21 protein-coding genes are annotated in these 15372 nt (G+C 31.8%); 17 read left to right on the top strand and 4 right to left on the bottom strand.

Annotation, left to right across the window (positions count from 1 at the left end):
- Position 1 precedes the first annotated feature (1 nt).
- The gene (locus tag Q1A15_RS02940; protein ID WP_299618507.1) at positions 2 to 796 is read right to left on the bottom strand and encodes a hypothetical protein; all 795 of its coding nucleotides are present in this window, start codon (positions 794 to 796) and stop codon (positions 2 to 4) included.
- Positions 797 to 915: 119 nt separating this feature from the next.
- Between Q1A15_RS02940 and upp the strand changes: the two genes are divergently transcribed.
- Positions 916 to 1569: a uracil phosphoribosyltransferase gene (gene upp, locus Q1A15_RS02935; protein WP_299618504.1), complete on the top strand. Its 654-nt coding sequence runs from the start codon at positions 916 to 918 to the stop codon at positions 1567 to 1569.
- Here upp and Q1A15_RS02930 read toward each other — a convergent pair whose 3' ends face one another.
- On the bottom strand, positions 1570 to 2472 hold the full coding sequence (locus Q1A15_RS02930; protein WP_299618501.1) for a DUF6427 family protein: 903 nt from the start codon (positions 2470 to 2472) through the stop codon (positions 1570 to 1572).
- Positions 2473 to 2514: 42 nt separating this feature from the next.
- Between Q1A15_RS02930 and Q1A15_RS02925 the strand changes: the two genes are divergently transcribed.
- The 15 genes from Q1A15_RS02925 to Q1A15_RS02855 all read left to right on the top strand — a co-directional run bounded on the left by Q1A15_RS02925 (position 2515) and on the right by Q1A15_RS02855 (position 13404).
- Positions 2515 to 2733, top strand: a complete 219-nt coding sequence (locus tag Q1A15_RS02925; RefSeq protein WP_299618499.1) for a hypothetical protein — start codon at positions 2515 to 2517, stop codon at positions 2731 to 2733.
- A 17-nt stretch (positions 2734 to 2750) separates the two neighbouring features.
- Entirely contained in the window at positions 2751 to 3422 is a 672-nt protein-coding gene (gene trmB, locus Q1A15_RS02920) for a tRNA (guanosine(46)-N7)-methyltransferase TrmB (RefSeq protein ID WP_299618496.1), read from the top strand.
- A 73-nt stretch (positions 3423 to 3495) separates the two neighbouring features.
- Positions 3496 to 4107 (top strand): hypothetical protein, encoded by a 612-nt coding sequence (locus Q1A15_RS02915; protein ID WP_299618494.1) that lies wholly within the window; start codon positions 3496 to 3498, stop codon positions 4105 to 4107.
- 3 nt (positions 4108 to 4110) lie between these two features.
- Positions 4111 to 4437 carry an MGMT family protein gene (locus tag Q1A15_RS02910; protein WP_299618491.1) on the top strand — a complete coding sequence of 109 codons (327 nt, stop codon included), beginning with the start codon at positions 4111 to 4113 and terminating at the stop codon, positions 4435 to 4437.
- A 126-nt stretch (positions 4438 to 4563) separates the two neighbouring features.
- The gene (locus Q1A15_RS02905; protein ID WP_299618488.1) at positions 4564 to 5694 is read left to right on the top strand and encodes an Mrp/NBP35 family ATP-binding protein; all 1131 of its coding nucleotides are present in this window, start codon (positions 4564 to 4566) and stop codon (positions 5692 to 5694) included.
- A gap of 8 nt (positions 5695 to 5702) precedes the next feature.
- Complete coding sequence (locus Q1A15_RS02900) at positions 5703 to 5936, top strand: NifU family protein (protein ID WP_299618485.1); 234 nt, start codon at positions 5703 to 5705, stop codon at positions 5934 to 5936.
- 13 nt (positions 5937 to 5949) lie between these two features.
- Positions 5950 to 7005 (top strand): NAD(P)/FAD-dependent oxidoreductase, encoded by a 1056-nt coding sequence (locus tag Q1A15_RS02895; protein ID WP_299618482.1) that lies wholly within the window; start codon positions 5950 to 5952, stop codon positions 7003 to 7005.
- Position 7006: 1 nt separating this feature from the next.
- Positions 7007 to 7912, top strand: a complete 906-nt coding sequence (locus Q1A15_RS02890) for a sterol desaturase family protein (RefSeq protein ID WP_299618479.1) — start codon at positions 7007 to 7009, stop codon at positions 7910 to 7912.
- Between the two features lie 4 nt (positions 7913 to 7916).
- Positions 7917 to 8198, top strand: a complete 282-nt coding sequence (locus tag Q1A15_RS02885) for a hypothetical protein (RefSeq protein WP_299618476.1) — start codon at positions 7917 to 7919, stop codon at positions 8196 to 8198.
- A 1-nt stretch (position 8199) separates the two neighbouring features.
- The gene (locus tag Q1A15_RS02880) at positions 8200 to 8535 is read left to right on the top strand and encodes a 2Fe-2S iron-sulfur cluster-binding protein (protein WP_299618473.1); all 336 of its coding nucleotides are present in this window, start codon (positions 8200 to 8202) and stop codon (positions 8533 to 8535) included.
- A gap of 36 nt (positions 8536 to 8571) precedes the next feature.
- Complete coding sequence (locus Q1A15_RS02875) at positions 8572 to 8874, top strand: hypothetical protein (RefSeq protein WP_095074799.1); 303 nt, start codon at positions 8572 to 8574, stop codon at positions 8872 to 8874.
- A gap of 96 nt (positions 8875 to 8970) precedes the next feature.
- Positions 8971 to 9477, top strand: a complete 507-nt coding sequence (locus tag Q1A15_RS02870) for a ferritin (protein WP_299618465.1) — start codon at positions 8971 to 8973, stop codon at positions 9475 to 9477.
- A 306-nt stretch (positions 9478 to 9783) separates the two neighbouring features.
- Positions 9784 to 10941 (top strand): homogentisate 1,2-dioxygenase, encoded by a 1158-nt coding sequence (locus tag Q1A15_RS02865; RefSeq protein ID WP_299618462.1) that lies wholly within the window; start codon positions 9784 to 9786, stop codon positions 10939 to 10941.
- Between the two features lie 240 nt (positions 10942 to 11181).
- Complete coding sequence (gene hppD / locus Q1A15_RS02860; RefSeq protein ID WP_095074795.1) at positions 11182 to 12345, top strand: 4-hydroxyphenylpyruvate dioxygenase; 1164 nt, start codon at positions 11182 to 11184, stop codon at positions 12343 to 12345.
- A 141-nt stretch (positions 12346 to 12486) separates the two neighbouring features.
- On the top strand, positions 12487 to 13404 hold the full coding sequence (locus Q1A15_RS02855) for a tryptophan 2,3-dioxygenase family protein (RefSeq protein WP_299618456.1): 918 nt from the start codon (positions 12487 to 12489) through the stop codon (positions 13402 to 13404).
- Positions 13405 to 13408: 4 nt separating this feature from the next.
- On the opposite strand, the gene Q1A15_RS02850 is transcribed toward Q1A15_RS02855, so the two are convergent.
- Positions 13409 to 13618, bottom strand: coding sequence for a hypothetical protein (locus Q1A15_RS02850; protein ID WP_299618453.1), 210 nt, complete (start codon positions 13616 to 13618; stop codon positions 13409 to 13411).
- 17 nt (positions 13619 to 13635) lie between these two features.
- Positions 13636 to 14016 (bottom strand): SMI1/KNR4 family protein, encoded by a 381-nt coding sequence (locus Q1A15_RS02845; protein WP_299618450.1) that lies wholly within the window; start codon positions 14014 to 14016, stop codon positions 13636 to 13638.
- A 295-nt stretch (positions 14017 to 14311) separates the two neighbouring features.
- On the opposite strand from Q1A15_RS02845, the gene Q1A15_RS02840 reads away from it, so the two are divergent.
- Positions 14312 to 15367, top strand: coding sequence for a hypothetical protein (locus Q1A15_RS02840; protein ID WP_299618447.1), 1056 nt, complete (start codon positions 14312 to 14314; stop codon positions 15365 to 15367).
- Positions 15368 to 15372 lie beyond the last annotated feature (5 nt).

Below are 15372 nucleotides of genomic sequence, written 5' to 3'. Positions count from 1 at the left end.
TTTAAAAAGTATATTCTAATCCTAATACTAGTCCAGATACAGTTTCGCTTCCTAATTTATAATTATGATATCCTGTATATAATGCTGTTTTTTTAATGTGATATTTTACCTGAGATTTAAAAACATTTACTGTGTTCTCGTTTATAAAACTTTGTTTCCAACCTAAATGCAAGCTTATCGGTTTTACAGGATAAATATCTACGCCGATATTGTATGAACCACCCCAAGTATTTACTCCATCACCAACATAAGTCGCACCAACTCCCCACCATATAGATACATTTTGCTCTCTAACTCTGTAATAATTAAAATTTATTGAGGTGATATTTAATGCTTCTGATGTTTGTAATGTACTTTCAGAAAAATTGATATGAGAAATTTCAATACCAGTAATTGGTAGCGGTTTAAAAACAGCGTTAAATTCTAAACCTCTAACTCGATTTATTAGGTAGTTTGTACCAAGTTTTAGGTTCATTCTTTTGTTTTCTGGACTAAAATTTCTGGTATATTCTCCTACATTTTCATAGAAGTACGGATAAGGAGTTATTTCTGTTGGTTCAGCATCTCCAATAGCAATACCTAAAGTAGTTCGATACATAATATCCAAAAAAATATCTTCAAAAAAAGCAGAGAAGAAATTAAAGTCATTTCCAGAGTCATCATCATCAGAGTCGTCATTGCTAGAAGAAGAGCTAGAACTAGAGCTGCTGCTTAAGCTTTGTTTAGCACTGCTTAGTGTGCTTTGAGAAAATAAAAATGCAGGAATAAATGCGAGCAATAGTAATTTTCGTTTCATAGTAGTTTCGTTTTTAGTTACCACTTTTTTACCAAAATTTGTACCGCAAATTTTTATATGTGAAAGCTATGTTTAACTTTATCGTTTAATTAACATTTAGCATTAACGCTCCAAAAACAATGAAGGTATTCCATTTAGCACACAAAAATTCTATTTTAAATAAGTTTATTGCTGAAATTAGAGATAAGAAAATTCAAAAAGATAGTTTAAGATTCCGAAGGAATATTGAAAGAATTGGAGAAATTTTAGGTTACGAATTAAGTAAGAATCTATCATATAAGTCTAAAGAAATAAAAACACCTTTAGGAATTAAAGTTGTTGATACATTAGATGAAGAAATTGTGCTATGTTCTATTTTAAGAGCAGGTTTGCCATTACATAATGGAGTTTTAAATTATTTTGACGATGCTGAAAATGCTTTTATTTCTGCTTACAGACATCATCCCAATAATTCTGAAGAATTCGAAATAATCGTAGAATATTTTGCATCTCCTCCGATAGATGGAAAAACAGTGGTGTTAATTGATCCGATGTTGGCCACAGGAAGATCTTTGGTTTCTGTGTATGCAGCACTAAAAAATTACGGAACTCCAAAACAAATACATATTGTATCAACAATTGGTTCTTTAGATGGAATAGATTATATCAAAAATCATTTTCCTGTAAGTACTTCGTTGTGGATTGCTGATATTGATAAAGACTTAAACGAAAAAGGATACATAGTCCCTGGTTTAGGAGATGCTGGAGATTTAGCTTTTGGTCAGAAAATGTAATTAATAAAAATACGGCAGTAAAGAAGCGGCTAAAATTACCAAGATAATTATATCTGCAAACCATTTCTTTCTAAAGAGTTCAAATCCATTAGCAATTACTAAAGCAGCAGGAAATAGTATGTATAAAACCTCACTTCCGTTTCTGGTTCTTAATACTAACAATAATAATAGAGAAAAGAAAAAGTGAAGGCAAACTAAAATCCAGCTTTTTCTAAATGTGTTTTTAACTCGTAAAGTTTGCGGACTTTTAAGAGCTGAAGATATTGTGACTAAAAGCAATAATAAACTAAACAATATTATGTATCTAAAATTATTATAAAAGCTGAAATCATAAGATGTATTCCAATTGAATAATTGCTCAAATTGTGCAATGTTATCGTACCAAAAGCAATACGTAAAGAACAATAAAAGAGGAACTAAAAAACCAAGAATTGGAGATAAAATTCTTCTGATATCAATATGTTCATGAATTAATATTGCTAGAAAAGTTAACGGAAAAAACAACAGAGTAAAGGGTTCAATTAAAAAAGAAATACCAATCCAAAAACCACTATCAAATAGTTTTTTTATAATATTCTTTGAAGATTGAAAACTGTAAACTCTTCTTACATATAACGTTAAAACGATGTTGGAGTAAAAAGTGGTGTTAATTTTAAAGGTTTCCGGAAAAAAACCTAATAAAAGCACAAAAAACAAGAAAAAGTAAGAGTTGTCAAACGTAAGGTCATTCCTAGAATTCACAAAGTTTACAATTGCAAACAAAGTTAAAAACCATAAAAAGAGAGGAATATTGACAAGGCTTACATAGTCAGTGAAAAAACCTGTAGCTACATAACAAATAAACAATGTTATAATAAACATTGAATTTACAGGTTTAGTTGTACTGAAAAAGTTGGTTAACATTTTTTCTTTTTATATTTTTGCAGGCGTAAAGATAATCAAGATATGTTAGGATTAAATATTTTTAGATTTATAGGTGAGGTTTTTCAAGTTTTATTCATTCCATTTGAGTGGATTAGAACATCTCTTGCAAAAAGTAGTGCTGGTTGGTGGACTTCTAATGCTATCAATTGGTTTTTCTTATTCATACTTATTGCATTACTTTCTTACTGGATCTCTCAAGCTCTTAAGTTTAAAAGAGAAGGAACAGAAGATAGAGCCTAAGCTTAAGCCGTTATATATTGGGAAGTAAAAACAAACTCAAACGTTTCAGAGAAAACGAAACTTTTGCTAATGTTATTCAGCCTACTAGAGAAGAAGTCGTAAACGATTTTTCTTTAAAAGGAAAGTGGAATACTTTTTTTAAGAATGATAATCCGATTGTTCTTGAATTAGGTTGTGGTAAAGGAGAATATACTATTGCCTTAGCAGAAAAAAATCCAAACTTTAATTTCATAGGAATCGACATTAAAGGTGCTCGTTTTTGGAGAGGTGCAAAAACCGCTCTTGAAAATGACATGAATAATGTTGCTTTCATCAGAACACAAATAGAATTAATTGATTTTATTTTTGCTGAAAATGAAGTGCATGAAATTTGGATTACTTTCCCAGATCCTCAGATAAAATACAAGAGAACTAAACATCGTATGACGAATAGTAGTTTTCTGAAAAAATACCATCAAGTTCTTAAAGAAGATGGTGTTATAAATCTTAAAACAGACAGTGAGTTTATGCACGGTTATACATTAGGACTTTTACATGGTGAAGGTCACGAGGTATTGCATGCAAATCACGATGTATATAAGAATCATTACTCTCCAGAAGAAGTTACAGGTACACAAACTTTCTACGAAAAACAATATTTAGAAGAAGGGAAACCTATTACTTATGTTAAGTTTAAGCTTAACTATTAAGTCGTAGCCATAAAATAATTCCGAAAGGTTTTTTCTTCTATAGCGTCTAAAACAAAAATCAACTGTTTTAGTAATGCTTACTCATTTTATTCTAGGTTTTGTAACATCGTTTCTTGGGTTTACTCCGCCGAGTATGCTTAATTTAACTGTTGGTAAAATCTTTATAGATGAAAATAAAAACTCTGCACGTCATTTTATTTTCGGAGCAGCAATCGTAGTTTTTTTTCAATTTCTGTTGAGTATTGTAGTCATTTCATTGATCCATAAATTTCCAGAAATCTTATTTTGGATTAAAAACGTAGCAATCTTAGTATTTATCTATCTCTCTTTTTTTTATCTCCAAAAAGAATATGCGTCAAAACAAAAAGTGCAGCAAATTTGTAGTCAGAAAAAATGTTTTTCTTACGGAATAAAACTTTCCTTTATCAATATGTTTGCGATTCCTTTCTTTGCGTTAGTGTATTCGTTCTTAATAACTAAAGGTTTTATTTTTGAAGGATATAATTACCTTTTAACTTTCGGTTTAGGCACATCATTAGGGGTTATCGCTGTGCTATCAAGTTATGTTTTGTTAATTAAAAAAATGGAAACTAGCGTGGCCAGAATTATGGTGTTTTTTAATCCATTAATGAGTATAATTACTGGTTTTTTAGCTGTTTTAACTATAATAAAATTGTACTTTTAAATTATGGAAGATTCTAAAAACTTTTTCGATAAAGTATATGAAGTAGCACGTTTAATTCCTCATGGGAGAGTAACAAGTTACGGAGCAATTGCAAAATACTTAGGAGCAGCTCGTTCTGCAAGAATGGTAGGTTGGGCAATGAATAATTCTGGAGGAAAAGAAGTACCAGCACATAGAGTTGTAAACAGAAAAGGAATACTTACAGGAAAACATCATTTCGATGGAACCAACTTAATGCAGCAATTACTAGAAAGTGAAGGGATAGAAGTTGTAGAAAATCAAATACAAAATTTAGAAGGTGTTTTTTGGGATCCGATGAAAGAATTGTGATCTATTTCCTTCAGAAAACTTTACAATTATCAAAGCTTATCGAGCTATAAACAATCGCAATTCTCAAGCTTTAATATCTGAAGCTTAAATGGTATCTTTGTAATTTAGAATTAATATAAAAATAGGATGAGCTTTAAAAAGCAAGATATATATAATGCATTAGAAACTATAACTGCTCCTGGAGAAGGAAAAAGTTTAGTTGAAAATGAGAATGTAAAGAATGTAGTTACTTTTGGTAATGAAGTTGTTGTAGATGTTGTTATTGGAAACCCAACTTTACAGGCTAAAAAAAAGGTAGAAACCGAAATTAAAAAAGCGATTCACCAAAACGTAAGCGATAGTATTGAGGTAAAAGTCAATGTAAAAGCTGAAGTAAAGCCAAAAGAAGAGGTAAACCAAATCCGAGGAAAAGAAATTCCAAATATTAAAAACATTATTGCAATTGCTTCTGGTAAAGGTGGTGTAGGTAAATCTACAGTTACCGCTAATGTTGCAATTAGTTTAGCAAAAATGGGATTCAATGTAGGTGTTCTTGATGCCGATGTTTACGGTCCATCTCAACATATTATGTTCGATGTTGAACGTGAAAGACCATTATCTGTAAAAGTTGATGGACGTTCTAAAATGAAACCTGTTGAAAATTACGGAGTAAAATTATTGTCGCTAGGTTTCTTTACAAATCCAAATCAAGCTGTAATTTGGAGAGGGCCAATGGCTTCTAAAGCTTTAAATCAATTAATTTTTGATGCAGATTGGGGAGAAATCGATTTCTTATTAATCGACTTACCTCCAGGAACTGGTGATGTTCATTTATCAATTGTTCAAGCTTTACCAATTACAGGAGCTGTAGTTGTAAGTACTCCGCAAAATATTGCTTTAGCAGATGCGAAGAAAGGTGTAGCAATGTTCCAACAAGAAGCTATTAACGTTCCTGTTTTAGGAATTATTGAGAACATGGCATACTTTACACCAGCAGAATTACCTGAGAATAAGTATTACATTTTCGGTCAAAACGGAGCTAAAAATTTAGCTGAAGATTTAGAAACCAGATTCTTAGGTGAAATTCCAATTATTCAAAGTATTAGAGAAGCAGGAGATGTTGGTCATCCTGTGGCTTTACAAAACGGAACAAAACTTGAAGAATCATTCAAAGAAATAACACAAGAAGTTGTGTCAGAGTTATTAAAAAGAAATGCAAACTTACCTCCAACAGAAGTAGTACGAATTACTACTATGAGTGGTTGCAGCACAAAATAAGTTAGTTTATGTCATTAGAAACACAAGATAAAGTAGAAAAAGCATTAGAAGAAATTCGTCCATTTTTAATTAGTGATGGAGGAAATATTAAGCTTTTATCAGTAGAAAATAACATTGTAAAAGTACAATTAGAAGGAGCTTGCAGTGGTTGTTCTGTAAACCAAATGACACTTAAAAATGGTGTAGAAGCAACGATTAAAAGACATGCTCCAGAGATTGAAGAAGTGATTAATGTAGCTTAATAATTTTACTTTTATGATTAAAACCGATATACTTATCATAGGTGCCGGTCCAACAGGTCTGTTTACAGTTTTTGAAGCAGGTTTGTTAAAGTTACGTTGTCATTTAATTGATGCGTTACCACAACCGGGCGGACAATGTTCTGAGATTTATCCTAAAAAACCTATTTACGATATTCCTGCATATCCAGAGATTTTAGCTGGTGACTTAACAGATAAATTAATGGAGCAAATTAAACAATTTGAACCAGGATTTACCTTAGGAGAACGTGCAGATACTGTTGAAAAACAAGAAGACGGAACATTTATAGTAACTACAAATAAAGGTACAAAACATCACGCTCCAGTAGTTGCTATTGCTGGTGGATTAGGAAGTTTTGAGCCTAGAAAACCACCTATTAGTAACATAGCAGATTACGAAGGAAAAGGAGTAGAATATATTATTAAAGAACCAGAAATGTACCGTGGAAAAGACGTTGTTATTGCTGGTGGAGGAGATTCTGCTTTAGACTGGTCTATCTTTTTAGCTGATGTTGCTAATTCTGTTACGTTAATCCACAGAAGAAATGAATTTAGAGGTCATTTAGATTCTGTAGATCAGGTACAAGAATTAAAGAACGAAGGTAAAATCAACTTAATTACTCCTGCAGAAGTTAAAGCAATTGTTGGTGATGGAAAGGTTGAAGGAGTTGAAGTTCATAAGAAAGATGAAGAACCTTTTGTAATCAATACAGATCATTTTATTCCTTTATTTGGTTTATCTCCAAAATTAGGTCCAATTGCAGATTGGGGATTAGAAATAGAGAAGAACGCTATTAAAGTGAATAATGCGTTAGATTACCAGACTAATATTCCTGGGATTTATGCTATTGGAGATGTAAATACATATCCAGGTAAGTTAAAATTAATTTTATGTGGATTCCACGAAGCCACTTTAATGTGTCAAAGTGCTTTCAAAAGGATTTTTCCAGATAAAAAATATGTAATGAAATACACAACAGTTGGTGGTGTGCGAGGTTTCGATGGAACTAAAAAAGAAGCACCAAAAGCTGTAGTTAAAGCGATAAAATAGATTGACAATAACAGAATATATACAACAACTGTCACAAGATAAACTCTTGTATTTTGCATTACCAGTTTTCTTTTTTTCAATGCTGGTAGAATATCGATTTGCGAAAGATAAATATCATGGTAAAGACACTACTGTTTCTTTACTAATGATGCTGTTTTCAGCAATAATAGAGTTTATTCCAAAGGTATTGGCGTTTGTTGTATTTTTCTATTTACATGAATTAAGTCCGCTAAAAGACGTTATTGGTCGCCAATGGTGGGCTTGGTTGTTATTGTTTTTTGCTGATGATATTTCATATTATTGGTTTCATCGCTTAAACCACGAAGTTCGTTTGTTTTGGGCAGGTCATGTTCCGCATCACTCATCTATTTATATGAATTTAGGAACAGCATTGCGTCAAGGAGTTGGAGAACGTATTCATAAGTTTTTCTTTTGGTTATGGATTCCATTACTGGGATTTGATCCTTTAATGATGTTCACCATGATGGGCGTGAGTTTAATTTATCAGTTTTTTGTGCATACAGAACTGGTAGATAAATTACCAAAACCAATTGAGTTTATTTTCAATACACCATCGCATCATAGGGTTCATCATGCATCTAATATTCGATATTTGGATTGTAATCACGCTGGAATTTTAATTATTTGGGATCGTATTTTCGGTACGTTTTCTGAAGAATTAAAAGAAATTGATCAACCAGTTTATGGGTTAACAGTAAACATTGAAACATTTCACCCAGTTAAAGTTGCTACACACGAGTATGCTGCAATTTGGAAAGATGTAAAACGAGCTGATAAATGGTCTGATAAACTGAATTATATTTTTAATTCGCCAGGTTGGAGTCATGATGGGGAAGATAAACGAGCGAAAGTACTTCGAAAGAAATTGAAAGAACAAGAAGGTTAATACTATGATGTTAAATATTGTATCAATTACACCATTAGAGTTTAGTGATTATGTTTCTATTTCATTAAATGAAATCATGATTATTTTTTTTATATCATGTGTTTTAGGATTGTTCACTCATTTCTTTTTTTCTAAAGAATTCATAGGTTTAAGAAACGATGGAGAAGTAGAAAAAATCAAACCTATAAGCTTTCCTTTAGGGATAAAAATCATAACTATTTTTATTACCTTAATTGTGGTTTTTATGCCCATTTTCAAATTATTAGGAGTAGATTACTTTATTTAACATGCAAGATCAAGATATTACTATAAAAATAATAGATAGAGAAGGTGTAAGTCACGAAGTACAAGCACCAACAGACATGAACATGAATTTGATGGAAGTAATTCGTTCATATGAATTAGCTCCTGAAGGAACAGTTGGTATTTGTGGAGGAATGGCAATGTGCGCTTCTTGTCAGTGTTATGTGAAATCCGATCATGAACTTCCAGAGATGTCTGATGACGAAGATGCAATGCTTGCAGAAGCTTTTTATGTGGAAGATAACAGCCGTTTAGGATGTCAAATTCATATGACTCAAGAACTCGATGGATTAGAAGTTGAGATTGCTCCTGAAAGTTAATTTTAATTTATTCTAAATAAGTGTTACATTTGCAATATGAATGTAGATGTAAATGTTGAATATGAAATTGATCTTAAAGAGATCACATTTTGTAAATACGAATTAAAAACAGTTAATAAAAGAATCCCTTTATCATTTCCTCAATTACTACAATTGAGAAAAAATGTATACAATCTTACAAAACCAGAAGCTTTGTATGATATTATTGATTCAGAGAATTTTGTGTTACTTTTTGTAGCTGATAAGCAGCATTTAATTTACTTAGATATTCCTCAAATCTTAAACTTAAGAAACACAATAGATTCGTTTTTTTACAGTTTTAAATCAGTTTCAATCTAAATAATATCCTTATTTAGACTTCCTTTAAATTTTGATTGTCAGTTTTTTACAGCGATGTATTGTCGTATTTTTGTAATAAGTAAAAATTAGAATATCATGAAAACAGCAATAAGAAAACAAATGACGATAAATCCTGTAGTTATGGATTTATTAAACAGTCAAATAGCATTAGAAATGAAAGCCTCTGCATCTTATTTAGCTATGGCTTCATGGTGCGATCAAAGAGAATTATTAAACAGCAAATCATTTTTCTATAAGCAAGCTGAAGAAGAAAGAGAGCATGCAATGAAAATATTTGCGTTTATCAACGATAATGGTGGAGCTGCAATCTCTCCAAGTGTAGAAAATGTAAATAATGATTTCGAAAGCCTTAGAGCGATTTACGAAACTTCTTTAGAGCAAGAAATAAATGTAACAGAGTCAATCTTTAAAATCTTTAAGACAGCAAGAAAAGAAGACGATTTTGTGACAGAAGTATTCTTACAATGGTTCATTTCAGAACAATCAGAAGAAGAAGATACAATGAGAAGCATTATCGATGTATTTGATTTAATGGAAGGAATGCCATTAAAAATGATCGACGAAAGATTACCAAAGGAGTAATTTGATGTATAACAATATTCTAGGGTCCGAAGCTAATAGCTTCGGACTTTTTGTTTTTTAAGAATTCTTAGTAGAGTGACTTTTATCAGTCTGTAATCCCCATTCTTTTTATTATATTTGTAAGACAAACAACTAAATCGCTAAGAATGTTCTGGTTAGGCTTACTAGCACACTTAAAATTTTTAATCAAGCGAAATCCTGAGTGATAGGTTAATGGATCAATATATCTATTTGAGAATGTAATGCTTAATCAATATTTTGATTTTCAGTATACATTATATCATTAACAAATAAAACTATCGGCTTATGCCTTTTTATCATAAATTAGGAAAAATTCCACCAAAGCGTCATACACAATTCCGTAAAGAAGACGGAAGTTTGTATTATGAGCAGTTATTTGGTACCATAGGATTTGATGGAATGTCATCAAATTTATATCACGAGCACAGACCAACTCAGGTAAAAGAAATTAGAAAACAATATTCTGTAGCTCCTAAAATCGCAAAGAAAAACAATATTCAATCGTATCGTTTTAAAGGATTTCAAGTGCCTCAAACCGAAGACTATCTAGAAAGTAGAAAAATAGTTTTAACGAATTCAGATTGTAATATTATTCTTTCAGCACCAAAATCATCTACAAAAGACTATTTCTATAAAAATACAGATGCAGATGAAGTGATTTTTGTGCATAGAGGAACAGGAAAGTTAAGAACACATATGGGGAATATCAATTTCAAATATGGAGATTACTTAGTAATTCCTCGCGGTATGATTTACAAGTTAGATTTCGATACAGAAGATAATCGCTTATTTATTGTTGAATCATACAGACCAGTATATACACCAAAACGTTATAGAAACTGGTTCGGGCAATTGTTAGAGCACGCACCGTTTTGTGAAAGAGATATTCGTCAGCCAGAAGAGTTAGAAACACATAACGAAAAAGGTGACTTTTTAATAAAAATTAAAAAGCAAGACGAAATCATAGAAATGGTATATGCGACACACCCTTTTGATGTTGTTGGTTACGATGGATTTAATTATCCGTATGCATTTTCAATCCATGATTTTGAACCAATCACAGGTAGAGTACACCAACCGCCACCGGTACATCAAACTTTCGAGACAGATGCATTTGTGATTTGTAGTTTCGTTCCAAGATTATACGATTATCATCCACAAGCAATTCCAGCTCCATACAATCACAGTAATATTGATTCTGATGAAGTTTTATATTATGTAGATGGAGATTTCATGAGTAGAAATGATATTGATGCAGGACATATTTCATTACATCCAGCAGGAATTCCTCATGGACCACATCCTGGAGCAACAGAAAGAAGTATCGGAAAGACTGAAACAGAAGAGTTAGCAGTAATGGTAGATACATTTAAGCCATTAATGGTAACAGAAGAAGCAATGAAAATTGCAGATGATACGTATTATCAGTCTTGGTTAGAGTAATCGCTATTATTAATAAAGGAATTTGAAAGTATAGTAATAGATTTTCAAATGAATCAATTTTAACAATTATCCATGATATCTAATAATTAAAGACACGTCAACCTGAACTTGTTTCAGGTTCTCATTATAAATTATTGTAAATGTTTTATGAGATTCTGAAATAAATTCAGAATGACGTCAACAATAATAATGATGATCTAGAATGGATATTTAATTTAATTTTTCAAATTAGAAATTAAGATGAGTAATAAAGATATAAAATCAGTAAACTACGGTTTAGAAAAAATATTTGAAGGAGCGCAAGATTTCCTTCCACTTTTAGGAACAGATTATGTAGAGTTTTATGTAGGTAATGCAAAACAAGCTGCACATTTTTATAAAACCGCATTTGGTTTCCAATCTTTAGCTTATAAAGGTTTAGAAACTGGGTCTCAAGATGAAGTAAGTTATGTACTTGTGCAAGATAAGATTCGCTTAGTATTAACAACTCCGCTGAATAGTAAATCGCCAATTAATGATCATATCGTTAAGCATGGAGACGGAGTTAAAGTTGTTGCACTTTGGGTTGAAGATGCTCGTTCTGCTTGGGAAGAAACTACAAAAAGAGGAGCAAAATCTTATATGGAGCCAACTGTAGAAACTGATGAACATGGAGAGGTAGTGCGTTCTGGAATTTATACTTACGGAGAAACTGTGCATATGTTTGTAGAGCGTAAGAATTACAAAGGAACATTTATGCCTGGATTCATGGATTGGAAATCAGATTACAATCCACCTTCAGCAGGATTGAAATATATCGACCACATGGTAGGAAATGTTGGTTGGGGTCAAATGAATAAATGGGTAAAATGGTATGAAGATGTAATGGGATTTGAAAACTTCTTATCATTTGACGATAAACAAATTCATACAGAATACTCTGCTTTAATGAGTAAGGTAATGAGTAATGGAAATGGGCGTGTTAAATTCCCAATTAATGAACCAGCCAAAGCAGCTAAAAGATCTCAGATAGAAGAATATTTAGATTTTTATGAAGGTGAAGGAGTACAGCATATAGCAGTTGCAACCGATGATATCATCAAAACTGTTTCACAATTAAAAGCTAACGGAGTAGAATTTTTACCACCACCACCTCAAGCATATTACGATATGATTCCTGAACGTTTAGGAGTTCATAGAGATATGATGAAAGAAGATATTTCTAAATTACAAGAATTATCAATTTTAGTAGATGCCGATGAGGAAGGATATTTACTGCAAATTTTCACAAAACCAGTAGAAGACAGGCCAACATTATTCTTCGAAATTATTCAAAGAATGGGAGCAAGAGGTTTTGGAGCTGGAAACTTTAAAGCACTTTTCGAATCAATCGAAAGAGAACAACAAAGAAGAGGAACCCTATAGATATATAGAATTGAGGAACTGAACCAAGAAAACACAAAGTTTTTCTTGGTTCTTTTTTTAATGTTAAAAATAAACTGAAGCCATTAAAGTGACGAAAGTCTTGTATCTTGGCTCTTTTATTCTTTAGTCTAAACCAAACCAATGAGTCGAGAAGAATTATTAAAAGCAATTGAAGAAAAGTACGATAAATTAGGAGTTCCTGTTGAAGCAATGTTAGAGGGTTTATTGTGGAGTAAACCAATAACTTATTGGGATTATATACAAACTGATGCTTTATTAGGATTACAAATTCCTAGAACTACACAACCAGATGAAATGGTATTTATTATGTATCATCAGGTAAACGAGCTTTTGTTTAAAATGATTCTTTGGGAAATTGATCAAGTAGCGAAAAGTGTAGAAATTTCCGCAGATAAATTCTCAAAACATTTAATGAGAATAAGTAGGTATTTCGATGTTTTATGCAGTTCGTTTGATGTTATGGGAGATGGAATGGATGTAGAACAATATCTTAAATTTAGAAACACATTAACTCCAGCAAGTGGTTTTCAAAGTGCTCAGTATAGAAAAATTGAATTTGCATCTACAGAGTTAATCAACTTAATAGATATTCGATTTAGAGATACTATAGATCGTAATTCTTCATTTAAAAATGCTTACGATCATTTATATTGGCAAGCAGCAGGGAAGAATTACACTACAGGTCAGAAAACAACACTATTAAAGTTGTTTGAAAAGAAATACATGGGTGAATTTATGGAGTTTATGGAAGATTATAACGATATCAATCTTTCTAAGAAATTTCAACAACTTCCAGAAGATATTCAAAAAGATGAGACCTTAGTTAAAGCAATGCGTCACTACGATTATACAGTAAATGTAAAGTGGGTTATGGCACATTACAATGCAGCGGGTAAATATTTAGGCGGAAATGATACTGATTTAGAAGCTACGGGTGGTAGTAGTTGGAGGAAATATTTACATCCAAAATATCAAAAAAGAGTTTTCTTCCCATATTTATGGACTAAAGAAGAGCTAGAAAATTGGGGTACTTTTTAAGTAATTACCCCAGTCCTAGAATATAATCTTTATCGAGCTCTCTAATTACTTCTCCTTTAGAACGGTATAAAAGCTTTAACCATTCGGTAAAATTAGCGACTTTAAAATACAATCTTTGGTCTTGTATGCTATAATAAGCTAAAGACCATTCGTTGTCTTCTTTTTTTTCTGATGTTAACCAAACCCAAGCACCGCCATTAGAATCTCCACTCATTAAACAAAGTAGTGAATTTATAGGAATATTTTTTCGTTAACTAATTCAATTTCTTGACTTAGTTTTCTGAAAGAGTTTAAATAGTTATATCTCCTAATATCATCTATAGGTTGGTAGTAAATCAATTCTGCTCCAGCACCAATAGTTTTAAGAAAGTATTTATAAGATTCAGGAAGTGATTTTCCAATTTTCTTTTCAATACTTAAAATTTCATCATCAGTTAGTTTTTCCTCAACATTTAAATGTTTGCTAGCGTCTTCCTTTATAGCATTAACAATATTAACCAGTTCTTTATTCGTATGAATATTAGTTTTTAATGTTTTCTTTTTTCCGTCATTATAAACTTTACAAGAACTTAATAAAATAGTAGTGAATAATAAGAAATATAAATTTTTCATTTTCAGTGATAGAAGGTTTGCTTTATAAATTTAAATAAAAAGAGTTAACTACTCTAACAAAATATATTGTGAAATAAGTGTAGGGTTTTTAAATGTTGTGTTGTAATACTAATAAGGGGAACAAATATTAGAAACAATTATGGAACATTTTGGAGAATTTTGCATGTTAATTTCGGTATTAGTAATGACGTTAAGCGTTTACTTAGAGACGAATGATAATTTATTTTAACAAAAGTTATAGGGTAAAAAAAGAGTGAGTTGTATTAAACATGTAACAACAAAAAAAATATTTAGAATGAAACAATTTCGTACACTTTTTTTAGGAATTAGCTTAGCTATGTTTGTTAGTTGTATTGATTCAGAATTAACACCTATAGAAGGCGAACAATCAAACGAAGAACAACTGATTTTTGCATTAGATTTTGAAGATGGTAATGAGAATTTTATAACTCATGCAATTGGGGACTTTCCTGCAAATGAACCTGTAATGGATAGAGGTCAAGCGCAAAATACATGCGGAACTCTTTTTAGAGGTAAATCTGAAGATTTTACTGAATGGAAAGGATATGACTTTAAAGGAAATGACACAAATTTTATGGGACTAGATATGGGGTCTTGTGGAGGTTTCTTTGAAGCAGTCGTAAAAACTGATTTCTTTCTTGAAGAAGGTTTAAATCAAGGAGAAGGTAAATTATCTTTCAAGTACTACATGCCAGGTGATTTTACTGAGTGGGAAAACAACAGTTATATTTTAGATGTTATTATTGAGCATGCAAACTCTAATAATGACTTTAGTAACGATCCGGATTTTGTAGACGTTTTAGTGAAATTTTCAGCAGAAGTTAATCAAGATGGGTGGGTAGATTTTTCTGAAGTAATACCAACATCTATAGATGCAGGTGAGTATAGTGTTATCATAAGAATTGTCGGAGCTTCTGCAGCAATCGATGATATAAAGTTAGTAAAACTTGCTTCTGGTGATGGAGACAATGGCGATGGTCAAGGAAATGGAGATAATGGCGATGGTCAAGGAAATGGAGATAATGGCGATGGTCAAGGAAATGGAGACAATGGCGATGGTCAGGGAAATGGAGACAATGACGATGGTCAAGGAAACGGAGATAATGGCGATGGTCAAGGAAACGGAGACAATGGCGATGGTCAAGGAAATGGAGATAATGGCGATGGTCAAGGAAATGGAGACAATGGCGATGATCAAGGAAATGGAGACAATGGTGATGGTCAAGGAGAAGGAGATAATGGCGATGGTCAAGGAGAAGGAGACAATGACAATGGTCAAGGAGAAGGAGACAATGACAATGATAATGATAATGGCCAAGGCGATAATTAAAAGCC

It is taken from the genome of uncultured Tenacibaculum sp. (genome assembly GCF_947495995.1).
GTDB lineage: Bacteria > Bacteroidota > Bacteroidia > Flavobacteriales > Flavobacteriaceae > Polaribacter.
This window is presented reverse-complemented; position numbering and strand designations above follow the sequence as displayed.